Annotated in this window: 20 protein-coding genes, 1 riboswitch and 1 other annotated feature; of the genes, 18 read left to right on the top strand and 2 right to left on the bottom strand. The window is 43.0% G+C overall.

What is annotated here, in order from left to right; translation table 11 throughout:
* The first annotated feature begins 88 nt into the window (after positions 1–88).
* The 13 genes from AC0VYE_RS19240 (at position 89) to AC0VYE_RS19180 (ending at position 15,357) form a co-directional block, all read left to right on the top strand.
* A complete protein-coding gene (locus tag AC0VYE_RS19240) occupies positions 89–1,057 on the top strand; it encodes an ABC transporter substrate-binding protein (RefSeq protein ID WP_475442592.1) in 969 nt (322 codons plus the stop codon).
* A gap of 18 nt (positions 1,058–1,075) precedes the next feature.
* On the top strand, positions 1,076–2,083 hold the full coding sequence (locus tag AC0VYE_RS19235; protein WP_475442591.1) for a FecCD family ABC transporter permease: 1,008 nt from the start codon (positions 1,076–1,078) through the stop codon (positions 2,081–2,083).
* Positions 2,080–3,087: a FecCD family ABC transporter permease gene (locus tag AC0VYE_RS19230; RefSeq protein WP_475442590.1), complete on the top strand. Its 1,008-nt coding sequence runs from the start codon at positions 2,080–2,082 to the stop codon at positions 3,085–3,087. The genes AC0VYE_RS19235 and AC0VYE_RS19230 overlap by 4 nt, the downstream gene beginning before the upstream one ends.
* 179 nt (positions 3,088–3,266) lie before the next feature.
* Positions 3,267–3,527: a binding site (T-box leader), on the top strand.
* 142 nt (positions 3,528–3,669) lie between these two features.
* Positions 3,670–4,755: an aspartate-semialdehyde dehydrogenase gene (asd, locus tag AC0VYE_RS19225; RefSeq protein WP_339202930.1), complete on the top strand. Its 1,086-nt coding sequence runs from the start codon at positions 3,670–3,672 to the stop codon at positions 4,753–4,755.
* Positions 4,756–4,999: 244 nt separating this feature from the next.
* A complete protein-coding gene (locus AC0VYE_RS19220) occupies positions 5,000–5,575 on the top strand; it encodes a 5' nucleotidase, NT5C type (protein ID WP_475442589.1) in 576 nt (191 codons plus the stop codon).
* A gap of 5 nt (positions 5,576–5,580) precedes the next feature.
* Positions 5,581–7,347, top strand: coding sequence for a LamG-like jellyroll fold domain-containing protein (locus AC0VYE_RS19215; RefSeq protein WP_475442588.1), 1,767 nt, complete (start codon positions 5,581–5,583; stop codon positions 7,345–7,347).
* Between the two features lie 7 nt (positions 7,348–7,354).
* Positions 7,355–8,149, top strand: coding sequence for a DeoR/GlpR family DNA-binding transcription regulator (locus tag AC0VYE_RS19210; RefSeq protein ID WP_076265654.1), 795 nt, complete (start codon positions 7,355–7,357; stop codon positions 8,147–8,149).
* Positions 8,150–8,416: 267 nt separating this feature from the next.
* Entirely contained in the window at positions 8,417–9,142 is a 726-nt protein-coding gene (locus AC0VYE_RS19205; RefSeq protein ID WP_475442587.1) for a glycerophosphodiester phosphodiesterase, read from the top strand.
* A 45-nt stretch (positions 9,143–9,187) separates the two neighbouring features.
* Entirely contained in the window at positions 9,188–10,147 is a 960-nt protein-coding gene (locus AC0VYE_RS19200; protein WP_475442586.1) for an ABC transporter permease, read from the top strand.
* A gap of 91 nt (positions 10,148–10,238) precedes the next feature.
* Entirely contained in the window at positions 10,239–11,960 is a 1,722-nt protein-coding gene (locus AC0VYE_RS19195) for an extracellular solute-binding protein (RefSeq protein ID WP_475442585.1), read from the top strand.
* Positions 11,961–12,090: 130 nt separating this feature from the next.
* On the top strand, positions 12,091–13,002 hold the full coding sequence (locus AC0VYE_RS19190) for a carbohydrate ABC transporter permease (RefSeq protein ID WP_475442584.1): 912 nt from the start codon (positions 12,091–12,093) through the stop codon (positions 13,000–13,002).
* A 24-nt stretch (positions 13,003–13,026) separates the two neighbouring features.
* Positions 13,027–13,926 (top strand): CehA/McbA family metallohydrolase domain-containing protein, encoded by a 900-nt coding sequence (locus tag AC0VYE_RS19185; RefSeq protein WP_475442583.1) that lies wholly within the window; start codon positions 13,027–13,029, stop codon positions 13,924–13,926.
* Positions 13,927–14,004: 78 nt separating this feature from the next.
* On the top strand, positions 14,005–15,357 hold the full coding sequence (locus AC0VYE_RS19180; protein WP_475442582.1) for an MATE family efflux transporter: 1,353 nt from the start codon (positions 14,005–14,007) through the stop codon (positions 15,355–15,357).
* A 67-nt stretch (positions 15,358–15,424) separates the two neighbouring features.
* On the opposite strand, the gene AC0VYE_RS19175 is transcribed toward AC0VYE_RS19180, so the two are convergent.
* On the bottom strand, positions 15,425–16,753 hold the full coding sequence (locus AC0VYE_RS19175; protein WP_475442581.1) for an IS3 family transposase: 1,329 nt from the start codon (positions 16,751–16,753) through the stop codon (positions 15,425–15,427).
* A 307-nt stretch (positions 16,754–17,060) separates the two neighbouring features.
* Positions 17,061–17,195: riboswitch (cyclic di-AMP (ydaO/yuaA leader) on the top strand.
* A gap of 3 nt (positions 17,196–17,198) precedes the next feature.
* Here AC0VYE_RS19175 and AC0VYE_RS19170 point away from each other — a divergent pair.
* Both AC0VYE_RS19170 and AC0VYE_RS19165 read left to right on the top strand, forming a co-directional pair.
* Positions 17,199–17,675, top strand: a complete 477-nt coding sequence (locus tag AC0VYE_RS19170) for a C40 family peptidase (protein ID WP_475442580.1) — start codon at positions 17,199–17,201, stop codon at positions 17,673–17,675.
* Positions 17,676–17,815: 140 nt separating this feature from the next.
* Positions 17,816–18,997: a chromate transporter gene (locus AC0VYE_RS19165; protein WP_475442579.1), complete on the top strand. Its 1,182-nt coding sequence runs from the start codon at positions 17,816–17,818 to the stop codon at positions 18,995–18,997.
* A 73-nt stretch (positions 18,998–19,070) separates the two neighbouring features.
* On the opposite strand, the gene AC0VYE_RS19160 is transcribed toward AC0VYE_RS19165, so the two are convergent.
* Positions 19,071–20,576, bottom strand: a complete 1,506-nt coding sequence (locus AC0VYE_RS19160) for a phytoene desaturase family protein (protein ID WP_475442578.1) — start codon at positions 20,574–20,576, stop codon at positions 19,071–19,073.
* Between the two features lie 480 nt (positions 20,577–21,056).
* Here AC0VYE_RS19160 and AC0VYE_RS19155 point away from each other — a divergent pair, with 480 nt between their 5' ends.
* From AC0VYE_RS19155 to AC0VYE_RS19145, 3 genes are read left to right on the top strand one after another with little or no spacing between them, the layout of a single operon-like run.
* On the top strand, positions 21,057–22,193 hold the full coding sequence (locus tag AC0VYE_RS19155; RefSeq protein WP_475442577.1) for a glycosyltransferase: 1,137 nt from the start codon (positions 21,057–21,059) through the stop codon (positions 22,191–22,193).
* Positions 22,190–22,690: a glycosyl-4,4'-diaponeurosporenoate acyltransferase CrtO family protein gene (locus AC0VYE_RS19150; RefSeq protein WP_076265662.1), complete on the top strand. Its 501-nt coding sequence runs from the start codon at positions 22,190–22,192 to the stop codon at positions 22,688–22,690. Before AC0VYE_RS19155 ends, AC0VYE_RS19150 begins: the two co-directional genes overlap by 4 nt.
* Positions 22,690–23,616 carry a MerR family transcriptional regulator gene (locus AC0VYE_RS19145; RefSeq protein ID WP_083681475.1) on the top strand — a complete coding sequence of 309 codons (927 nt, stop codon included), beginning with the start codon at positions 22,690–22,692 and terminating at the stop codon, positions 23,614–23,616. Before AC0VYE_RS19150 ends, AC0VYE_RS19145 begins: the two co-directional genes overlap by 1 nt.
* Position 23,617 lies beyond the last annotated feature (1 nt).

The following is a 23,617-nucleotide window of genomic DNA, read 5'->3' as shown; positions in this document are numbered from 1 at the left end:
ATCCCTATAATAACGTTATGGTAATGAAAATGATAATTATTTTCAATGCCTAAACATGATAGCAAAAGAAAAGGGAGAGAGTCATCTTATGAAAAAGCTTTTTGTTCCGTTCGTTCTATCTTTAGTTCTTATTCTGAGCGCTTGCGGCGGCAATCAAAACAATAATGCAAGCAGCACGCCTGATGTATCATCCACGGATGCACCGAAAGATGAGGCGTCACCATCAACAACCTCAGATTCGGGCACCTTTACTTATCAATCAGAAAATGGACCTGTGGAAGTTCCGACCAATCCGCAGCGCGTCATTGTAATTACAAGGTTCTTAACAGGTAACGTTATGGCGTTAGGTGTGCCGCTTGTCGGCGTGGATGAAATGTCCAAGGATAACCCAAACTTTAAAGAAAAGCTAGCGAATACAGAAGCAGTTACAGATGAAAGTCTTGAGAAAATTATCGAGCTGAATCCAGATCTTATTATTGGACTATCCGATATTAAAAACATTGACAAGCTTAAGCAAATTGCTCCTACAGTTACTTATACTTACGGCAAAGTAGATTTCTTAACGCAACAAATTGAAATTGGGAAGCTGTTGAATAAAGAGCAGGAAGCTAAAAATTGGGTCGATGATTTTAACGCGCGTACGAAAAAAGTTGGCGAAGAAATCAAAGCAAAAATCGGTGCGGATGCGACAGTTTCGGTTATCGAAACTTTCAATAAGCAGCTTTATGTTTATGGTGACAATTTCGGCCGCGGAACGGAAATCCTCTATCAACAATTCGGGCTAGGCATGCCTGAGAAAGTTAAAGAAGCGACGAAAGCAGAAGGATTTTTCGCAGTTTCAACGGAAGTTCTGAAGGACTACAGTGGGGATTATGTCATTTTCAGCAAAAACGCAGATGAAGACAATACGTTCCAAGACACAGAGACGTACAAAAATATTGCTGCTGTAAAAAACCAACACGTTTTTGAAGCTGATGCCAAAGCGTTCTACTTTAATGACCCGCTTAGCATGGAATATCAATTAGAATTTTTCATTCAAAGTTTTCTAGGAAAATAAAGTAAAGAAGAGAGTCCAATGAAAAGTAAACGACAATCTGTTTTAATTTCATATAAGCTCATAGGCTGCTTACTCATGCTTGTTCTGAGCTTCTTTCTATCCATGAAATTCGGAGCAGCGGATACGACATTTCGAGAGCTGTGGCTGGCTATCACGACCAACGTGAAGGACGATAATATTCTCGTCCTTCGCGAGATCCGGCTGCCTCGTGCGATAGCAGCGATATTGATCGGAGCTGCTTTCGCCGTATCCGGCGCTATCATGCAAGGAGTCACGCGCAATCCACTTGCAGATCCAGGCTTGCTAGGTCTTACTTCCGGCGCCAACATGGCGCTCGCGCTTGCTTTCGTGTTCATACCGGGGCTGAATTATTTCGGTATCATGCTCGCTTGTTTCCTCGGAGCTGCTCTTGGAGCAGCGCTGGTCATGGCTCTTGGCGCGACTCGGCGAGGAAAATTGTCTCCGATGCGAATTATTCTTGCTGGAGCAGCCGTTTCAGCTTTTTTGTACGCGATCTCAGATGGCGTCAGCATCTTTTTCAAAATTTCCAAGGATGTAACGATGTGGACTGCTGGAGGATTAATCGGAACAACTTGGTGGCAGCTTCAAGCCATTGCGCCGGTCATTCTTATTGGCATTGCGGCAGCTTTGATTCTCTCGAACCAAGTAGGCATACTGAGTCTGAGTGATGAGGTAGCGATGGGGCTTGGACAAAAGCTGATGATGATCAAAGCGATTTTGTTCGTTTTAGTTATTGTACTTACTGGCGCTTCGGTTGCGCTTGTTGGCAATATGGCCTTTGTAGGATTGATGATTCCGCATATCGTGCGCAGATTCGTAGGTACCGATTATCGGCATGTCATGACCTTCTCCGCTTTTGCAGGAGCAATCTTCATGCTGCTTGCTGATATGCTGAGCCGGACGATTAACGCACCTTATGAGACGCCTGTAGCAGCAATAGTTGCTATGCTGGGTTTGCCTTTCTTCTTATTTGTTGTGCGTAAAGGAGGGAAAGCATTCTCATGACTTTGACAGCTCTCATACGCAAACAACGTTTGATTCTGCTAGCCAGTTTTGTACTGATTGTTGTTACGGCTATCATCAGCATGGGTGTAGGGTACTCTAAGCTGTCGTTTGACAGACTGCTTCCTGTGCTGCTTGGCCATGGCACCTTCAAAGAGGATTTTGTCTTGTTCTCCGTACGTTTGCCGCGGATTTTGATCACCTTGCTGTCGGGTATGGCTCTTGCACTGGCTGGTTCAATATTGCAAAGCGTCACTCGCAACGATCTCGCAGATCCTGGAATAATCGGCATCAATTCTGGAGCAGGCGTGGCGATCGCGATTTTTTTTCTCTACGTCCCGATCGATGTAGGAACATTCGTTTATATTTTGCCGTTAGTCGCTTTCGTTGGCGCATTGCTCACAGCGGCTCTAATCTATTTTTTCTCGTACAGCCGAACGCGCGGGCTTGACCCCATTCGCCTGGTACTAGTCGGTGTCGGTTTCTCGATGGCGCTGTCGGGGATAATGATCGTCATTATTTCCTCAGCAGAACGCTCGAAGGTCGATTTTATCGCAAAATGGATTGCAGGTAATATATGGGGGGCGGATTGGCCGTTCATCTGGGCTTTGCTTCCGTGGCTGTGCTTACTCATTCCGTTCACCTTGTATAAGTCACATCGGCTCAATCTACTTTCATTGAACGAAGAAACAGCGGTTGGTGTCGGTCTAAAGCTTGAACGGGAACGTCTCGTGTTGATTTTAACCGCTGTTGCCGCATCTGCATCAGCTGTATCTGTTACGGGAGGAATCGCATTTGTTGGATTGATGGCTCCGCATATTGCGAAAGCATTGGTTGGCCCACGCAATCAGCTGTTCATTCCTGTTGCTGTTTTGCTCGGCGGATTACTGCTGTTGGTGGCGGACACGATTGGCCGCAATATTGTCGATCCTGACGGTATACCTGCCGGTATCATGGTTTCATTGATCGGCGGCCCGTATTTTGTTTATTTACTGCTCAAAAAATAACAGTGTCCTAGCTTCATGAAAAGATTATTTGAAGAGAGCATTGCACCATTTTGGGCAAAAAACAGCATCTCGAGGACTTGTGTTAAACGGAGCACAGTTACTCAAATGTGTAATTTTTTCTACTTTTCAAAAATTATTGTTTACGTTAGAACAGATTTTTGATAATATAATCGCAACATTCAAATGCGATGAAGAGATGAGTAAATAAATGAATTCTTTCACAGAGAGCTCCGTTAGCTGAAAAGGAGTAAGAGTTCCTTATTGAACAAAGACTTAGAGCAGCACATCGGAACCGAGTTATGGGGATGGTGTGACAGGAGCTCCTGTTACAGAGCTAGAGTATAAGCATGCGCTTGCATAGCCGTACTTGAAGAGGTTGATATGGCGACATATTGACGAATCTGGGGTGGTACCACGAGCATAATAATCTCGTCCCTAAGACTTACCATAGTCTTGGGGGTGGGATTTTTTTTATTGGTGCAAAGATTGCTCAGCGTACATTGTATATAAGGTATAACAATTTAAATATTCGAATCGTTAGTTACAAAATGATTAAGCGATATAGAAAGGATTGAATATCTAATGACACAAAAATTAAAAGTAGGTATTGTTGGAGGAACAGGCATGGTGGGCCAGCGGTTTGTTGACCTGCTGGATCAGCATCCTTGGTTTGAGGTTACAGCTATTGCAGCTAGCGCCAGCTCGGCAGGTAAAACTTACGAGCAGTCGGTACAAGGCAGATGGAAGCTCACCAGCCCTATTCCTGAAGCTGTAAAAAATATTGTCGTTCTGGATGCTTCGAAAGTAGAGGAAGTTGCTAATCAGGTCGATTTTGTTTTTTGTGCAGTGGATATGAAAAAAGATGAAATCAAAGCGTTGGAAGAAGCTTATGCAAAAACAGGCACGCCTGTTGTATCCAACAATTCAGCTCACCGCTGGACGCCTGATATTCCAATGGTCATTCCAGAGATTAATCCTGGTCATTTGGAAGTCATTGCAGCACAAAGAAAGCGCCTTGGAACAGAAACTGGATTTATTGCTGTTAAGCCCAACTGTTCCATCCAGAGCTATGTACCTGCACTTCATGCACTGCTTGATTTCAAACCACAAGTTGTCATTGCATCGACGTATCAGGCGATATCTGGAGCAGGCAAAAACTTTACCGATTGGCCTGAAATGTTAGACAACGTCATCCCATATATTGGCGGCGAGGAAGAAAAGAGCGAGCAGGAGCCTCTACGTATTTGGGGCAGTATCGAAAACAATGAAATCGTAAAAGCGAACGCACCTTTAATTTCAACACAGTGTATCCGCGTTCCCGTATTGGACGGACATTTGGCAACTGTGTTTGTATCATTTGAAAACAAACCTTCGAAAGAAGAAATTCTCGATCGTTGGCAGCAATTCAAAGGTCGTCCTCAGGAGCTTGGCTTGCCAAGCGCACCGAAACAGTTTATTACGTATTTCGAGGAAGAGAACAGACCGCAAACGAGACTAGATCGTGACATTGAACAGGGCATGGGCGTTTCAGCCGGAAGATTGCGTGAAGACTCTGTATACGATTATAAATTTGTAGGACTATCTCATAATACAATACGTGGAGCTGCGGGCGGTGCTGTGCTGATTGCCGAGCTTCTTAAAGCAGAAGGCTACATTCAAGCAAAGTAGAACAATGCATAAGCTTTATAAAATGATTAACAGGTTCATTATGATTAAAGACCATCCTTCGGGATGGTCTTTTTTTATATAACGAGTTGTGTTTTTATTAGCTGCTTTCAACGCCATTAGATTTACAGTAAGTTAATATGTATTTGAGATGGTGAAAACAATTCGTGCCTATAATTGTGGTATGTAGACTGTTTGTTACCGATTCGTTTTGTTTTGTTGAACAATTAAATGCTTTGAACAAGGAGTGATTGGATTGAAACGGATAGCGATTGATATGGATGAGGTAATGGCGGATACTGCGGGTGCACATTTGGAATGGTACAACAGGGATTTTAACGATAACCTGCTGATTACGGATTTGCATGGAACAACCTTGTCGCAATTGAGGCCTCAACTAAAAAAAGAAATAGACCGTTGTTTTGACAATGAAGTTTTTTTTCGTGAACTAAAAGTTATTGAACATAGCCAAGAAGTCATACGCGAGCTCAGTCAATTTTATGAGATTTATATTACGACTGCAGCGATGGAGGTTCCGGCATCATTTAAAGCCAAGTACGAGTGGTTACTCGAGCACTTTAGTTTTCTAAACAATATGAATTTTGTGTTTTGCGGAAATAAGAGTGTGATTCACGCTGATTATTTGATTGATGACAATGTAAAGCAGCTTGAACGCTTTCGAGGGCAAGGCATTCTTTACGATGCTCCGCACAATATTCATAAGACCGGGTATGTTCGGGTGCATAACTGGGGTGAAGTAAGGGACTATTTCATGGACAAGGAACGACAAACAGACGATCTTAATGTAGAGAAGGATGGATGAGCACTATGGAGCAAGGACGTGTCATGCACATTCCGCAGCGGCAGCAGCCTGTAAATGTGTTGACTCATTGGATATTTGATTCCGTGAACACATTGTCTGGTTCGATTGAGGATAAGAATTTGGTCCTAAACGATGTAAGCGGCAGCGGGAATCATATTAAGATGGTTTCAACGCAGGATGTTTTGGAGCAGCCTGATAAGGTTCTGCTTGGATGGATGGCAGGAAGACGTGACGAAGCGGGATTAACATTTCAAAATGATCGATGCAATAAAGGTAGCGGTAGTTATTTTCAAACAGTGGAGAATGCTCCCATTAACTTTGACCGATTAGAACATGGATACACGATTGAAGCAATCGTTCAATTGCCTGAGCCATTTCATGAGGATAAACATAGCTGGATGGGTGTGCTTACGAGACAGGGCAGGGGCGTTGACATCGGCAACTCGGGAGAAAATGAGCTGCTCGCGACATTGTCTGTTTCGAACTGCAAGGAATACCAATGGATATGTCATCCAACGAATCGGTTATCCTCGGTAACGAGCTGGTCGCGTTATTTGAATCCAGGACAATGGCATCATATCGCCATTGTGAACGATAGGGAACAAACGCTCATGTATGTGAACGGAATTTGTGATTACAGCAGTCCTTCTAAATCAATTGTCGGCGTTTCTGGCGTTGAAGGCAAAGGATGGAATATTGGAGCTTCGGAGTGGGGCGGTCAATTGGATCAATTATTTTCCGGAACCATTCGAGAAATCCGTATTGCTAATGAGCCTCTGGATAGAGCAGATTGGTTGCAAAACATTAGTCCAGAGCAAGTTCTTCAAGGCACGAATGAGCATGTTTCACTTTTGCAGCAGGAAACCAATTACAATTTCGCTTTTATTCCAGATGCTCAGAAGCTGGTCTACTTAAATCCGGAAATGTTTGAAGCACAGGTTGATTGGATTGTGAATAATGAGTTGAACAGTAAAATTGCAATGACTGCCTATGTAGGTGATATTGTTGATCATAGTGACGCCTTAGAGGAGTGGGAACGCTCTTCCAGTGCAATCTCTGCTATGGATCAGTCACGTACTCCGTATTTGATGACAGCTGGAAATCATGACTATAATGAGGAAGATACTTATTTGAATTATTTTGGCCCAGAACGTTTTCTCAGCAAACATTATTATAAGGGCAGTTCACCATCAAGATATAGTTCATTTGGCATTGTACAGGCTGGAAGCTATCATTATTTATGGTTAATGGTAGATATGCAGCATCTTATAAAGGACTTGGCATGGTGTAAAATCGTGCTTGAAGAGCATAGCGATATGCCAACTATTCTTGTTTCGCATGATATTTTGTATACAACGGGTGATAGTCACAATTTAATTTCACATGAATCGGAAAACGGGAAAATCATATGGGATGAGCTGGTTGCACCCTATAATCAAGTATTCATGACAGCTAATGGGCATTATAACGGCAATTTTCATCAAATTAGGCAAAATAATTCAGGTCACGAGGTTATACAGCTGCTAATCAATTATCAAGACAGCTACCGCGGCGGAAACGGCTGGATGAGATTGGCTCAATTTAACGAGAACGACAATCATATTTGTTTTCAAACCTATTCACCTTGGGTGGACATGTTAGGGCAAAGCGAAGCTTTGACCTATCCGGATTATCGCTATTTAACAGGAAAATATGATTCGTTTACCATTTCATTTGATTTTAAAAAACGGTTTTCCTTTGTGAATAATAGCTTAAGGCTAGAAAAGGAGTGATCTTTGAATGTCTCTTTTATCAGAAGATCGAAAGCAGTATATTCTCGTTCAGCTGGATACCTTCGGGAAGGTGCAGGTCATTTCGTTAGCAGAACAGCTTCAGGTTTCTCTTGAAACGATTAGACGTGATCTGTTTGTGCTGGAGGAGGAAGGAAAACTTAAACGTGTATATGGCGGAGCTGTAAAGGTGCAATATGAGAAAGGCGAGCCGCCCTATCAGCAGCGTCAAATTCTCAATCTTGAAGCTAAACAGGTGATTGGGCAGCGAGCGGTAGATCTGATCAATGACGGGAACACGATTTATATGGATACTGGAACAACGATTCATGAAATGGCAAGAGCTCTGCGAGGCAAAAAAAGGATAACGGTTATTACCAACTCCTTAACGGTAGCGAATCTTCTAACGGAATCATTAACGCAAGGATTGTTTAACGGACGAGTCATTATTTTGGGAGGCGAAATCTCGCCAGAGCAGCAGTCAGTCAGCGGTCATATATCACAGGAAATACTTAAAAACTTTTACGTGGACAGAGCTTTTGTTTCCGTAGGCGGTATTTCAATCGAGACAGGAATTAGCGATTACGATATGAATGATTCCGTCATTTCAAGAATGATTATATTGAAGGCGAAGGAAGTGATCGTGTTAGCCGATCACAGCAAGATTAGTATACAGGCATTTTGCCATATTGCACCTCTAGAAGCGATTGATGTTGTCGTATGTGAGAAGGATCATCCTGAAGCATGGGCACAAGAGCTCGAAATAAAAGGAATTACTTGGATTAACGCAAGTCAAATGAATTAAGCGAGAAGAATCGGACGCAGCTCCGGTTCTTCTTTTTTATTTTGCGAAAATGATTAGCTTCAAATAATAGGAACGGCTGGATTTTTGGCTTGAAATCGAACAATCATACAACAAACAACAACATCGGGCTTAATGATACCTTATTATTACGAAAATACCACGATAACAATCTTTAACTACACTATAAATATCACAACAACAGTAATAAGAGCTTCATTAATTACTCATTAGAGAAATTTTGAAATTAGAAGAATAGGAGAATGGTTTATGACTTGTCGAGCGTTTCCGCTCATTTGCGCCCATACAGGGAGCGGTGCTGCACCGGATAACACAAGGGCTTCCTTTCTGGAGAGCATAGCTATGCGTGCAGACGTAGCAGAAGTTGATCTTAGGGTGACAGAGGACGGTAAGGTGATATTGCTGCATGACCATAGCCCGCTGCTTGCCGAATTGACATTCGAGCAATTGAATCGGCCGGAAAACCGCGTAAAGCTCAGCCCTGTTTACGAAAGCCACACCATTACTACACTCGATGAAGTTCTAGGCTTGGCAAGAGAATACGGCATAAAGCTCAATTTGGATATCAAAACAAAAGCGGTAATTGAACCTGCGATTAGGAGCATCAGGAATTTTGAAATGGAGGAGCTTGTATTCATTACGGGTTGCTCGGACGATATTACGAACCGCCACCGGGGAATTAAGGTTCTTTATAACACGCCGGATGTACTTACTGAACAAGAGGAGCTCGACTATATCGGATGGGCGCGAATCGTTTGCGAATGGGCAAATGTGGGCGGTTATTACGGCTTAAACCTGAATTACCGGACTTGCCGCAGCGAATTGGTGGAATACGCACATAGGCTGGGTTTGGCAGTGTGGGTCTATACCGTTGATGATAGGGAATCTCTTATCGAGATGATTCATTTAGGTGTCGACGAAATAACGACAAACGAGGTTAATCTGCTGAAACAATTAAAGCTGGAAACAGGTTAATCGTATGGTTTACCCCAAAAATGATAACGAAGGGAGAAGCCCTCATTGCAAACCAAAGTGGCTTTAGTTCCAGCTGGAAATCGAAAAAAACAGCGTTTTGTTTATTTATTGAAAAAAATATGGTTATACCGCTATTTGTATTTCATGCTTCTGCCTTGTCTAGCGTCCTTCATAATTTTTTCCTATATCCCAATGGGCGGATTGCTCCTGGCGTTTAAGGAATTCAAATTTAATCAAACCATACTTGAGAGTCCGTGGGTCGGCTTCGAATATTTCGCAAAGTTTTTCAACGATGTTCAAAGTATGACGCTGATCAAAAACACACTCATCATCAGCTCAATGAAGCTATTTCTCGGTTTGCCGTTCCCGATTTTACTTGCGCTAATGTTCAATGAAATTAAAAACCGTGCTTTTAAAAATATCGCCCAGAGTATTTCGTATTTACCGCATTTTATGTCATGGGTCATCGTTATTGGTTTAGTACAAAGAACATTGGCGCCGGATACTGGCTTGCTTAATGAAGCGATCACCTATTTTGGGGGAGACGGCAGCACATTCTTTATGAATGAAGCCAAATATTTTTATCAAATCATGTTCGGCAGCCACATATGGAAAACAATCGGCTGGGATTCGATTATCTATTTGGCAGCCATCGCTGGAATTAATCAAGACATGTATGAAGCGGCCAAAATTGACGGGGCAAGCAAATGGGCGGAAATATGGCATATCACCCTTCCGTCGATTCGTCCGACCATTCTCATCGTGTTTATTCTATCGCTTGGAAGCATTTTGTCAGCGGGATTCGACCAGCTATATTTGCTCAAGATGCCAGGAAATAGTGATCTGGTAGATATTCTGGATACGTATGTGATCCGCGTGGGCTTGCAGCAAGGCCAATACGGATATGCGACGGCAGTCGGTATGATGCAAGGTGTTATCGCTTTGATTCTAGTTGTCACTGCCAATCGTTTCGCACGAAAAGTGTCCGGCACATCGGTTTGGTAATTTGTTCGATAGAAGCATTTTTCCTTGAAGAGAGACGCTTAACCGCGTTTTTCCATATAAATTAAAAAGAGAAGGTAGGAATGGAGATATCATGTTTAAGAACAAAAATTGGGCAAGACTGTTGACGGTTCCGATTATAGCTTCCTTGTTAATTACAGGCTGTGCGGCCAAAGAAACAAATTCAACAAATTCAGGGAACAAGCAGGAAGGCGTCAAAGATAACAAAGTTAAACCTGCGACTTGGATTGCCGACCGCAAAATTAAAGGCTTAATCTTTATGGGGGCAGACGATTATACGGAAGAGATGAACCCGGAAGTATTAAAACAAATTAAAGAGAAAACGGGAATTGATTATCAAATTAATATAATGCCGGCCAATCGTTCGCTCGACGGCTTAATTGCTGGACTAGCTTCGGGTGACTTGCCTGACTTTATCGGATTTTATTTGAATCATAGCGGTCGACCAGAAATGCCGGTTGTACTAAAAGCTGCTCGCGAAGGCATGTTCACAGATCTGACTCCGTTTATGAAGGATACGAAAGTATACAGCAAGTATCTAGAAGATGGCTATCTGCCGCTTGATACAAAAAACGGCGTCATGTTCCGTCCAGAGTTTAACGGCTCTGCCTACTTCATGCACATGAATATTTCGAGAGAAACAGGCTATGAAACGCGGAAAATGTTAGGCGGACCATTTATTCGCAAGGATATTGCCGAAGCGCTTAGTATCGATCCAAAAACGATTACAACTTCCGAGAAGTTGTATGAGGCGGCACAAAAAATTAAAGCTGGAAATTTCAAAGACAACAATGGAAAAGACATTGCCAGCGTTATTGGCCCAAGATACTGGGGTGGAACAGAAGTTAAAGCGTTGTATAGTGACTTGACTGTAAATGTGAACCAAACCTTTGTACGGAATAAGGAAGGTAAAATTGTACACGAGAGTCAAACGGAGTACCCGCTCAAGCGTGTAGCATTTGTTCAAAAGCTGCTGAAAGAAAAACTAATGAATCCTGAGTTTTATACGATGGAAGAAAATCGTGCAACAGAAGGTATTTTGAACGGCTCCTTCGCGATCATTGCTGATATGCATAACTACCTTGAATTTAATAAGGACATGCATTACTTGCCGATTGGTCCGTTAAATGAAGCTGACAAGCCTTACCAAATGAAGCTGAGCTATAAAACAGCTGGCGGCGCTTGGGCAATTCCTTCTTCAACCAAAAATCCTGAAGATATCGTCAAATTCGCTGACTTCTTGGCGAGCGGCGAAGGCAAGCTGCTCTGGCAATACGGAATTGAAGGAAGAGACTACACACTTGATGATAAGGGCAACCCGATTGTGAAAAATGAAGTATTGGAATTGAAAGATAAAGATTCGAAAGCCGCGAAAGCGCTTGGGTTTGCTGGCGTAGGCAACTATTGGGGCGAAATTCTTGGCAATACAGACGTTGATCGTATAGCGGATTTTGGTGAAACAGAATACGGTAATGCTGCCAAACCTAATATCAATGAGGGACCGCTCAAGATTGCTGAGTATTGGGAGTGGGATAAAAAAAGAGCGAATGCAATAATCTCAGATACGTATGCTCCAACGGCTTTCCTTGGCGAGTTTGCGAAGGAAACGGAATTAAAAGCTGCACTTGATAATTATGACGAGAGCCTCAAACGTGCTTATTATGCTAAAAGCCAGGATCAAGTAACGAAAATATTGGAGTCAGCATCTGAACAATTAAAGGCTGCAGGCTTGGATGATTACTTAGCATTGCTTGAGAAAAAAGATAGCGATCCAAATACAAAAGTAGAACTATAACATTCATTAAAGCTGCTGGTGGTCTGTTTCATTCGTACATGAATTGTACTGCGATGAGACGGACCACTAACGCTAAAGACATGCTTCCGAGGCTGTTTTGCTTCGCAAATGTTGAAGGAGTGCAAATAACGTGGATAAACCATTTTATAAGATTTCTACAGGAGAAAAATTAGTTCAGATTGCCATCTATGTATTGATTATTCTTTTATGTTTATCTATCATTCTTCCGTTTCTGAACATCTTTGCTTTGTCGTTTAATTCAGGCAAAGATGCGGAAAGAGGAGGCATCTATTTGTGGCCGAGATTATGGTCTATTGAAAACTATAAGGAAGTTTTCTCATCCTCCAATATTGTAAGTGCATTCGGCATTTCGATGTTCCGAACGATTGTCGGGACATTAGCGAGCGTCTTTTTGACGGCGATGGCAGCTTACGCATTAAAGAGAAAAGCGATGCCAGGCGTTCGGTTTTTTACCATGCTTATTTTTTTCACCATGTTGTTTAGCGGCGGCATCATTCCATACTATTTGTTGTTGAAAGACTTGCATTTGACGAATACAATCTGGGTTTATATCATTCCGGGCTTGTATAGTGCGTGGAATTTAATAATTATGCGGACTTTCTTCCAAGAGATCAGTCCAAGCCTCGAAGAATCTGCAAGAATTGATGGATATAATGATTTTTCAATTTTCATGAAGGTGATCATGCCGCTCAGCAGGCCGGTTGTGGCTGTCATCGCGTTATTTAACGCAGTGGGGCATTGGAATGATTGGTTTACAGGTGCCTTCTATGTTCGAGAGAGCAATCTGCGGCCTTTATCGACATTGCTGCAGGAAATGCTGACCCGGGCAGATGCGCTTCGAAATACGCTCGAGCAAGCGGCTGGTTCGACGCAATATGAAATGCTGGACAAAATTCAGGTGACAGGAAACTCGCTGAAAATGGCGACGATTATTATCGTCATCACACCGATAATTATGATTTATCCATTTATTCAGAAGTATTTTGCCAAAGGCGTTATGATCGGTTCGGTCAAAGAATAAGGCAGGAACGGAGGAACATAGTGAATGACACAAATAATCATTTCAAATCCTTATGATAAACAAGAGGGCATGTGGCTGAAAGGGAGCTTCCATAATCATACGACAAATAGTGCTTGCGGCTCTCAAACGCTTGAGACGGTTTACCGGATGTATGGGCAATACGATTTCCTCGGCATTTCCGACCACGATTTCATTACCGTTCATGAAGGGAAACGTTCAATCAAGACCGTATTCGAAGCGATGGAGGTTAGCAGTCCGCAAAGGCATATGCTTCTCATTAACCCTCCGCGATCGATGATGGACAGCTATTCCAACGAGTTTTCGGTAGAACGGTATCAGCAGTATTCTGACCTTTGCACGAAGCAAGGGGGAATGAGCGTACTCGTTCATCCGAATCGTTATTATTCGCAGTATTGGCCGATTGAAGATATGCTCGCGATGTGGGACTATACCGGAATCGAGATCGTAAATGGCGAAGGAAATCCAGCGTTCGACATTGCGTTCGACAAATGGGATGCCCTGCTCTCAGCTGGGCGAGTAGTATGGGGGTTTGGCGGAGACGATTTTCATGTGTATGGGCAAGAGAAACGCACTTGGAATATGGTGCTTGCAGAGCAAAACACCAATGAGAGTATTACTTCAGCGATGAAATCCGGAAGCTTCTATGTTTCCACAGGCTATGGGTTTGAGTCGATTCATGCAGCCGATGGGACGATCGAGTTTAAGCTGCTTGCAAGTGAAGGATTGGACCGGATGTACAAATATGCAACTTTGTTCGGCAAAGACGGAAATGTATTATACGAAACTTCCGGTCGTTTCAATAGCGTTAGTTACAAGTGTCGTGGTGATGAAGGTTACGTAAGGGCGGCAGTTTATTTGGAAGGCGGTTTTGGCGCATTCTCTCAACCCCTACTTGTTGGATAGGGTGTACTCTCATACATGATAACAGTAGTCTGACGATAACAGCAGGGTAGTACATGAACAGGAAGAATGTGAATTTGAATGAGTAAACAGGTTGATCCGCGCCAAAAGAGCATCATCTCGATAACATGGCCTATCTTTATTGAAGCTTTATTTGGGATGCTGATTGGAACGGTCGATACGATGATGCTAAGCAGCTACTCTGATGGAGCAGTGGCAGCGGTTGGGATAGCTAATCAGATTTTAGTTGTAGTGGGCTTGATGTTTGGATTTGTTACGGTGGGTACAAGTGTCATTCTCAATCAATGGCTCGGCGCTGGCAACTTGCATGGCGCTGATCGAATCGGGAGAACGGCGCTTACTTTGAATGTTATGCTCGGTTTAATAGCTAGCGTAGGATTGATTGTCTATGCCGACGTGTTTTTAGCTCTTTTTAAAGTGCCCGAGGACGTGATGGCAGAAGGAGTCAGCTATTTATCGATTGTTGGCAGCTCCGTCTTCATTACTGCAATAAGCATGACGTTAGGTACTATTTTACGATGCCGCGGTATTGTGAAAGAAATGATGCTCATCGCTTTGGGTATTAATGTGCTGCATATTACTTTAAACTATCTGGTGCTGATGGAGCCCTTCGGCTTACCTAATTTAGGTGTAGAAGGAGTAGCAGCATCCACGTGGATAACCCGTGCCATAGGGATGATCGCTTATTTGATTTTATGTATTCGAAGCTTGGAGTATAAGGTTGGCTTGATTAGTCCATTTAAGTTTCAAAGAAAAAATATTGGCCTTATATTTAAACTAGGTATTCCTTCGGCAGGTGAGCATGTTTCTTATAATCTTTCACAGGTTGTAATCACATATCTAGTCACGCTGATCGGTACGACAGCGTTAACGACAAAAATTTATTCGCAGAGCATAACTTCTTTTGTTTTTGTTTTTTCAATGGCAATTGGTCAAGGAACACAAATTATTGTTGGACATCTGATTGGAGCCCATCAGAAGGATGATGCTTATCGATCCAGTATTCAAAGTTTGAAGCTGGCGTTCGTCATTTCGCTTGCGCTTGGTATTTGCATCTATAGCTTCTCAGGTCTATTGCTCAGCCTCTTTACTAATGATGCGGAAATTATATTGTTAGGCAAGCAGCTCGTGTTGTTATCGATTATGCTGGAGCCGGCTCGGGCTTGCAACATGGTGCTTATCAGTTGTCTAAATGCGGCTGGAGATGTGAAATTCCCAGTTGCTGCCGGGTTAGTATCCATGTGGGGGATTAGTGTGCCGCTGGCATACGTGTTCGGGATCGTGTTCGACATGGGGTTGGTAGGAATATGGCTGGCATTTTCATTCGATGAATGGATAAGAGCTTTACTGATGCTCTACAGATGGAGGAGACGTTCTTGGCAGAAGGTCGATATTTTGGCGAAACTTGCTTAACTAGAAAGAGTAACTGTATGAAAATTAAACTGACCCCTTAGTCAAGGACACTTTGAAAAAAAGAGCACTAAGCCACACTTAAGAGATGATTCCTGTACTGAACAGGAGTCATCCTTTTTTGTTTCCACTGATATCTATGATGATTGTAATAACGAATATAGCGATTAATTTCTCGTTCTAATTCAGCCAAGGTTGTACAGTCTTGACTCTTCACATGATCTTTCATATGACCGAAGAAGGACTCCTGAGGTGCATTATCCCAACAGTTTCCACGACGTGACATCGATTGTCCAAGGCCCTTACTCTTCAATAATTTCTGGTAGGTAGGGCTCGTGTAATGGCTCCCTTGATCGGAATGGATAAAGACCTTCTTATGAAGTTTTACGCGCTTCTGCTTCATTAACGATTCAATGGTATTTGTGACTAAAGGCAGTTGGAGGGATACGGAGAGATTTCGGGCTAGAAGCTCCCCTGTAGAGGCGTCCAAAATGGTCGACAAATAAGCCGTCTGTGATTTTCCATACGGAAGATAGGTGATATCCGTGAGTAAAACAAGGCCTGGGATTCCCTTCTTAAAGTCCCTCTGCAGCTTATTTGGGAGCGTGCGGTGTTCGAGTGTAGCTTTGGTCATAAGTCGATACGGGTTAGGTTTTCGATGAGGACAAACGAGGTCAAATTTTTTCATTAGCCTTTGAATTCGCTTTAGATTGTAACAGGTGTCATATTCGCTCTGGAGCGTCATCTTAATGGATCGGGAGCCTTTTTTATAACCTCTTCGATGAAAGGCTTTCTTGATAAGTGCACCTGCTTGCTCATCCGCTAACGTACGCTTCTGACGCTTGTCAGCAGAGTGAAGGTAGTTATAAAAGCCAGAGCGTGACACGTCAAGCAGTTGACAAAGGTAACGTGTCATTCGCCCCAAACCTTGTTGAACAGCTTCCTGAATAAGGTTAAAACAATCACTCGGATTTAGGATCTTTCCGTTTGCTGTTAGCCTCCTTTCGTTCCTGTCTAACTTTTTTACGTATGCCAGTTGAGCCTCCAAAAGTCTAATCTTTGCATCCTGCCTGGCAATAATCTCTTCAGGAGATAAATCTCGTTTTGATGGACGTAGAACCGCTTCTTTTCTCGAGTCCGCAAGTCCCGTAATCCCATCTTTTTCGTAGGCTTTCTTCCAACGATCTGCACATTGTTCGATCCGCTTCAACCCGAGGATCTCCACTTGAAATCCACTGGTTTCAAAAATCTCCCTCGGAGTTCGTCCCGATACATATTGGTCAATGAACACACGTTTGAATTCATCAGCATACGTAATTGATTTTTCGCTGACTCGTAAGACATACGGGTTGTTAGCTAACTGTTCTTGTTCATATTGATTAAAGTGTTTTTTACTCATATGACCGCCCCCACTATTCACTCTAGTATACAAAAAAAGGTACCCATACACTAAACCCTTTTTTCAAAGTGTCCAGTGTATGGGTACCAGTTTAAATACGGATACTCTTTTTTTGTGTTTAAACCGTTATATTTTGAAATTGTGATTGGAAATTCATCTATTATAATTACAAAAAAATCAGCACCTTTAACAAAAATCATGTAGTGAACAGCTAAATAAATAATAATAATGAAGAAAAATGAAAGTATTCTAATAATCCAATTGCAGGATTATGGTAAAAACAATCGAATTTAACGATACTATAAGGTTTATTGACATGCCGAGTTCTGTATATCGGAAACGGGGGAACCACCCAGGGTGAATTGCTTAATGTATTTTTTTAAGCATAGGGATCTTCAACCGAACCCATAAGCTAACCTCGTAGGCACCGAAGGGAGAAGTTGTTTTGAAGAAGGGTTTTATTTTATTGCTATCCTGCTTGCTGCTGCTTACTGGAGGAGGAAGCGTGCTTGCAGATAAGTCGGACAAGTCAGTGCTTACGGATTCCATAAGCGAGGTTGTTGGAACTCCTTATAAATGGGGAGGCACAACGAGCAAAGGGTTTGACTGCTCGGGTTTTATACTACATATCTTTAATCAATTTGCTGTAAAGCTGCCTAGAACATCGCAATCGCAATCAGACACAGGCACAGAGGTCAATAAAGACGAACTGCGTGAGGGTGATCTTGTGTTCTTCAACACAAGCGGCAAAGGCGTTTCTCATGCGGGTATTTACATTGGGGATGGGAAATTTGCTCATTCTTCTACAAGCAAAGGGGTTACGATTACAAATCTTAACGATTCTTATTACGCAAAACGTTATGTAACAGCAAGGCGTGTCGTTTCGGAAGATACATTTGCTGCGATGATGGAGTCTAAATAACGTTTAATGATTTTACAAACCACCTTACGAGGTGGTTTTTTTTATGCAACCATTTATTAAGTATTTGTTAAAGGGTTGTACGCCAATTATTCGCAAGCTTACAATGTAAATAACATGAGTAATGGAATGAGGCTATAGGATTGAAAAGAGGAACAATCGCATCTTTAGTAGAGGTACTAGCTGTATCCACTAAACTAGGGCTTACCTCATTTGGGGGTCCGATAGCCCATCTAGGTTATTTTCACAATGAGTATATTCGTCGCCGTAAATGGATGGATGAACGAAGTTATGCAGACCTCGTTGCTTTATGTCAGTTTCTACCCGGACCTGCCAGCAGTCAAGTTGGGATTGGTATAGGGATAGTTAGGGCTGGGTTATTGGGCGGACTAGTGGCTTGGTTAGGGTTCACACTGCCATCGATCATTGCATTAGTGGCCTTTGCTTTTCTGCTGCAAGGATTTGATCTTGGAAACACAGGCTGGATTCATGGATTGAAAATTGTAGCGGTGGCCATCGTTGCTCATGCTATTCTAGGGATGGGGCAGAAACTAACACCGGATCGGAATAGAGCTACGATAGCAGTCATCGCTGCTGCGATAACGTTATATTGGCAAGCGGCCTATAGTCAGGTGATCATTATTGCTGCAGCTGGACTGATCGGGGTATGGTTATATCGTATGAAAACAGTCGAGGGAACTCCTGATTTGAACATTCGGATTAGCCGTTCCCTTGCGGTCTCCTGCCTCGTTATATTTCTCACGCTTCTAATTATGTTGCCATTTCTAAGGCAATGGGGAAATATGGAATGGATTGCGATGTTCGATAGCTATTATCGTGCAGGCTCATTGGTGTTTGGAGGCGGACATGTTGTTCTGCCGCTTCTTGAGAACGAAGTTGTCTTTACCGGGTGGGTTAATGAATCGGATTTTTTAGCAGGTTATAGCGCTGCGCAGGCTGTGCCTGGACCACTTTTTACATTCGCTAGTTATCTTGGTACTCTCTCTGGTGGATTAACTGGAGCCATTGTTGCAACTACTGCAATTTTTTTGCCGGGATTTCTTCTCGTTGCTGGAACATTGCCGTTTTGGAATGTGTTGCGAAATAACTCAAAAATCCAAGGTGCATTAATTGGCATTAACGCCGCTGTAGTTGGCATATTGCTTGCTGCACTGTATGATCCGCTTTGGACTAGCGCGATCGTAGAGTCCGGTGATTTTATGCTGGCTGCCATATTGTTTATTATGCTTGTATTTTGGAAGCTTCCACCTTGGATGATTGTTGTGGCCGGTGCATTAGGCGGAATGGCCCTTGAACTTATTTAATAATTAAACAATTGATAAAAACCTCTAATCCGCGATAACGGATTAGAGGTTTTTTTATATGAATTGAATCTACCTACATGACGGATTTTGCAGCAATGCTCAATTGCTCTTTGATGAGGTCAGCGGTGAGTTGTCCGGATAAAGTGACCATTGGGACGCCGCCACCGGGGTGCGTAGATCCGCCAACGAAATATAGATTATCGAGCAGCGTGCTTTTGCTTGGGATTTTGAAGCCGCCGTTAAGCTTGCGGTCCGTTACAATGCCGTAGATGGAACCGCCATTAGAACCATAAAGCTGCTGGATATCATCTGGAGTGAAGGTATATTCAAACTCAATATGCTGTTTCAGCTCCGTTAGTCCCATACGTTCGAGCTTATTCAGAACTAGGTCTCTGTAAGTCGCCTTCTGTGACTCGAAGCTTTCTCCAGCTCTGAGCGGCGGCACATGAGTAAGCACAAATAGATTTTCTTTGCCCTGCGGCGCCTGTCCAGGATCGGTTTTGCTTGAAACCCCTATGTATACAGTTGGGTCGTCTGTAGGTTTGCCTTCGACAAATATATCGTTGAACTCTTTATCTGGATCTTCAGAGAAGAAGAAATTATGGTGCATAAGTTGATCATACACTTTATCCACGCCAAGAAGCAGCACAAGCCCTGATACAGTAGGCTCGTATTTAGCTAAATCCTTTACGCGGTCGGCTGATTTCGGATGATGCTGCAGCAGTGTCTGATGCGCTGGTATAGCCTCAAGATTAGACACAATCAGATCAGCTTCTATTACGCTGCCATCTTCTAAAGTTACCCCTGTTGCGGTTTGGCCGACTGTATTCATTTGAGCAACTGGAGCTGAAGTGCGAACCTCCACACCGAGCTCATCAAGCAGCCTAAGCATTCCTTCAGCAATTCGGTACATACCGCCTTCCACATAATAGATGCCAAGCCCCATTTGTACATAGATTAATTGTGACAGCACAGCGGGAGCAGCATAAGGCGAGGAACCAATATACATGATGAAAAAATCGAACAATTGACGCAAATGCTTGTCCTTCAGAAAGCGGTTTGTCGTCTGATGCATCGTCTTCATCGGGTCCATCGCTAACAGTTCCTTCATACTGTGGTGACGCCGCAGGTCGCTCAGGCCACTAAGGCTCTTGTTATAAAAGCTTTTTGTGTTGAGCTGATACATTTGCTGACAATAATCCAAATAAGAGAGGAATTGCTGCGCATCAACCGGTGAGATTTGTTCGAATTGCTTGATTAGGTCAGGGAAGTCACCTGTTATATCAAGTGTTACCCCATCTTCGAAAAAAGTTCTCCACTGAGGTTCAACACGGACCAGCTTCATATAGTCCTCTAGATTGCGGCCTGCACTTTCAAACAGCTGCTCCAGCACCCAAGGCATCGTCAGAATAGAAGGGCCCGTATCGAAAGTGTAGCCTTGCCCTGATCTTACGTTTAATTTGCCGCCTACGCGTTCATTTTTTTCTAATATGGTCACTTGATGCCCATCTACAGAGAGGCGAATAGCAGCTGATAGTCCGCCGAGACCGCCTCCAACGACAATAATCTTTTTGCTCATAGGAGCACTTCCTCTCAACATTGGTCATTTAGCCGAAACGATGCAGATGACAAACTATATACACAATCGTATAATCGTTGTAGAACTAACGTAAAAGGTTAATGCAATAAGTAGAATACGGGATTTGCATTTAACCATCACTTTTTCACTTTCAGTATTAACAAATTTTACCTATAACATGCAGCATTTGCAGGATCAAATCTTCGGATAGCTCCTGCTATTTCGTCGTTAAACGACGAGAATGAGGCTATAAAAAAAGCGAATAATGGCTCATATAGTTTGAATGCCATCATTTTCACCAAAGATAGGGCTGTGGTTGTAAGTTTGTATAACCATTATCAACTGCCAAATTGAATGACCTAATTAGCCTGGTGAAAGGTGGTACACAACTTTGGGGAAAATGAGCTGTTTGTATAAGAAAACATGGAATAACGAGTCATATAAGGAATTTTGGTACCTATTGGACAGAGGAATAGATCTATGATTGGAAATGTTGTGCTGTTGCTTGGCGGACTTATTTGTGGTGCATGGCTGCTGAACAAAATCCGACCATTAGAAGAGGATTTGGTGCCTTTCACAAAGAACGATAGAAAGAGTCTCCCAAGCATTTCAGTTATCATTCCAGCTAGAAATGAAGAGAGAAACCTGACACAGTTATTGCCATCAATTAAGGGGCAACAACCCGCTCCATTTGAAGTGATTGTAGTAGATGACGGATCAACTGATCGTACAGCAGCCATCGCCGAATCATTTGGTGCAATAGTTGTAAATCCGGGCGAGCTTCCGGATGGTTGGCTTGGTAAAAGCTGGGCGTGCTGGAATGGCGCGCAGGCAGCAAGCGGTCATTTACTTATTTTCCTTGATGCAGATACTTGTTTAGAGGATGCTGGGTTGGCAGTGCTGGCTGAGGCCCATTCAAAGCAGAACGGGCTGCTTTCGATCCAGCCTTACCACAAGATGAAGCGGCCCTATGAATGGTTGTCAGCTTTCTTCAACATCATCGTCTTAGCTGCGGTTGGAGCACCTCAAACTGCTGCCGCAACAAAGAAGAAAGCTGTAGGCGCTTTCGGTCCTTGTATAGTCTGTACCCGAGAATCATATTTTCAAACATGTGGGCACGAGGCTGTTCGTGAGCGTATTCTCGAAAATTACAGCTTAGGCCTTCTATTTGCTGAGCAACAAACGGTTCGAAATTGTAGCGGAAAGGGCGTTATTGCTTTCCGAATGTACCCGGAAGGCATTCGGCAATTGTGTGCAGGCTGGAGTAAAAGCTTCGCATCAGGTGCATCTTCTACGACACCACTGCGTTTACTAGCTATAATCTGGTGGCTGACTGGTTCGATTACGGTTGTTACACAATGGACGAATCCTCAAATTTGGCGATCAAGCGACCAAATAACGATAGGAATCATCAGCTACCTCGCTTACGTTTTGCTAATAAATATACAGTTAAGTCGAGCTGGAAATTTTGGTTTCCAGACGGCTTTTCTGTTTCCTATTCCGCTTCTCTTTTTTATGGGGATCTTCGCTAGTTCAACGCTGCAAACCTTTTTTCGCCGCAAGGTCACATGGAAAGGTCGCTCGATTTCAACTATGAAGGGAAGCGGGCGAAAGTGAGAATTTTTGAATTTTCACCGTTTTGGACATTGGTTGTAAATATTTTTGCATGGCTGCTTGTTCATATGGGCGTGTCCTATTTGTTTTTGAAAATGCCTGATGCTTGGTTCAGTCGCACGGCTGATCGCATGAAGCCTCAGGCAAAGAAGCGCAGAGAAGAAATGGTTTATGAACGATTGTTATTCATTCGCGTTTGGAAAGACAAACTGCCAGACGGAGGAAGCTTGTTTCAAGGAGGCTTTGCCAAGAAAAAATTAGCTGTCCTTGAGAAAGCTTACTTGCAGACCTTTATACTTGAAACGCGGCGCGGAGAGTGGACTCACATCATATCAATGCTGCCTGCGCCGCTATTTTTCCTATGGAACGAAAGCATTTATGGCTGGATCATGATCGTTTATGCCATTGTCGCCAATGTCCCATTTATCATTGTACAGCGCTATAACCGTTTTCGGCTGCAGCGCATTTTTTGGAAACTGAAGGAAAAGAGTGAAATGTAATGATGTACACAATCAGACAAGCTTCAACACTGCTAGGTATTCCTGCGGTTACGATTCGTGCTTGGGAAACAAGATATGAAGCGATTAAGCCCATTCGCACAGAAACAGGCTATCGCCTCTTTGATGATAAAAATATGGAGGATTTACGCTTCCTCAAAAACCAGACGGATGAGAAAGGTGTAACGATTTCGCAAGCTGTTAGACTGCTAAAGGAGCAGCAGCTTTTGCGCGAGCGCATGTTGGAAGCGAAGACAGATACCCAAGCTAAAGTTGGGGCTGAAGAGGCTCATCAAGAGATGGTAGAGCGCTTGTATAACACGCTTTGCAACTTTCGTACGGAACAAGCAAAAACGATGGTGGATTTAGGGTTTTCCATGTATGGCTATGACATTATGATCTATCAAATCTTATTTTCAGTAATGATTAAAGCCGGCACGGAGTGGGAAGAAGGCAGAGCTTCTGTCGCGCAGGAGCATTTCATTACACAGTTCGTGATTCAGCGTTGTCTTAGTTTTTTTCAGCTTTTTCCGATTGATAATCGAGTGCCCCGCATGCTTGCTTTATGTCCATCCGGAGAACATCATCAAGCAGGACTCCTTTTATTTTCTTTATTTTTACGTAAAAAAGGAGCAGACGTGCTGTATCTTGGACCAGATACTCCGGAGGATGGCATTGCAGAGTTGATTAAGTCGCAGCAAATTCGAGTCTTGTGTATATCGTTAACTGACGCAAATTTAATGGATCCCACTTTTGCTTTTATAAACCGTTTATTGGTTCATCATGTTGATCTGGAGATTGTTTTAGGTGGACAAGGTTTCCAAGGCGTACCAGAACCTTATTCAGATTGGGTGCTTCCGAATGGCAATCAAGAAGAATGGGAAAGATGGTTTAAAGATAAGGTTTTAGGGTTAAGTTTCCAATTCTAAT

This window comes from Pristimantibacillus sp. Z349TD_6, assembly GCF_056173205.1.
Note: the sequence above shows the minus strand (reverse complement) of the source record. Positions and strands in the feature narration are given on the sequence as shown.

What these genes read in the sequence shown, in the direction of transcription:
- asd (WP_339202930.1), top strand. Translation starts at nt 3,670, where the DNA reads ATGACACAAAAATTAAAAGTAGGTATTGTTGGAGGAACAGGCATGGTG.
- AC0VYE_RS19195 (WP_475442585.1), top strand. Translation starts at nt 10,239, where the DNA reads ATGTTTAAGAACAAAAATTGGGCAAGACTGTTGACGGTTCCGATTATA.
- AC0VYE_RS19240 (WP_475442592.1), top strand. Translation starts at nt 89, where the DNA reads ATGAAAAAGCTTTTTGTTCCGTTCGTTCTATCTTTAGTTCTTATTCTG.
- AC0VYE_RS19210 (WP_076265654.1), top strand. Translation starts at nt 7,355, where the DNA reads ATGTCTCTTTTATCAGAAGATCGAAAGCAGTATATTCTCGTTCAGCTG.
- AC0VYE_RS19175 (WP_475442581.1), bottom strand. Translation starts at nt 16,753, where the DNA reads ATGAGTAAAAAACACTTTAATCAATATGAACAAGAACAGTTAGCTAAC.
- AC0VYE_RS19215 (WP_475442588.1), top strand. Translation starts at nt 5,581, where the DNA reads ATGGAGCAAGGACGTGTCATGCACATTCCGCAGCGGCAGCAGCCTGTA.
- AC0VYE_RS19145 (WP_083681475.1), top strand. Translation starts at nt 22,690, where the DNA reads ATGATGTACACAATCAGACAAGCTTCAACACTGCTAGGTATTCCTGCG.
- AC0VYE_RS19230 (WP_475442590.1), top strand. Translation starts at nt 2,080, where the DNA reads ATGACTTTGACAGCTCTCATACGCAAACAACGTTTGATTCTGCTAGCC.
- AC0VYE_RS19155 (WP_475442577.1), top strand. Translation starts at nt 21,057, where the DNA reads ATGATTGGAAATGTTGTGCTGTTGCTTGGCGGACTTATTTGTGGTGCA.
- AC0VYE_RS19160 (WP_475442578.1), bottom strand. Translation starts at nt 20,576, where the DNA reads ATGAGCAAAAAGATTATTGTCGTTGGAGGCGGTCTCGGCGGACTATCA.
- AC0VYE_RS19180 (WP_475442582.1), top strand. Translation starts at nt 14,005, where the DNA reads ATGAGTAAACAGGTTGATCCGCGCCAAAAGAGCATCATCTCGATAACA.
- AC0VYE_RS19185 (WP_475442583.1), top strand. Translation starts at nt 13,027, where the DNA reads ATGACACAAATAATCATTTCAAATCCTTATGATAAACAAGAGGGCATG.
- AC0VYE_RS19205 (WP_475442587.1), top strand. Translation starts at nt 8,417, where the DNA reads ATGACTTGTCGAGCGTTTCCGCTCATTTGCGCCCATACAGGGAGCGGT.
- AC0VYE_RS19235 (WP_475442591.1), top strand. Translation starts at nt 1,076, where the DNA reads ATGAAAAGTAAACGACAATCTGTTTTAATTTCATATAAGCTCATAGGC.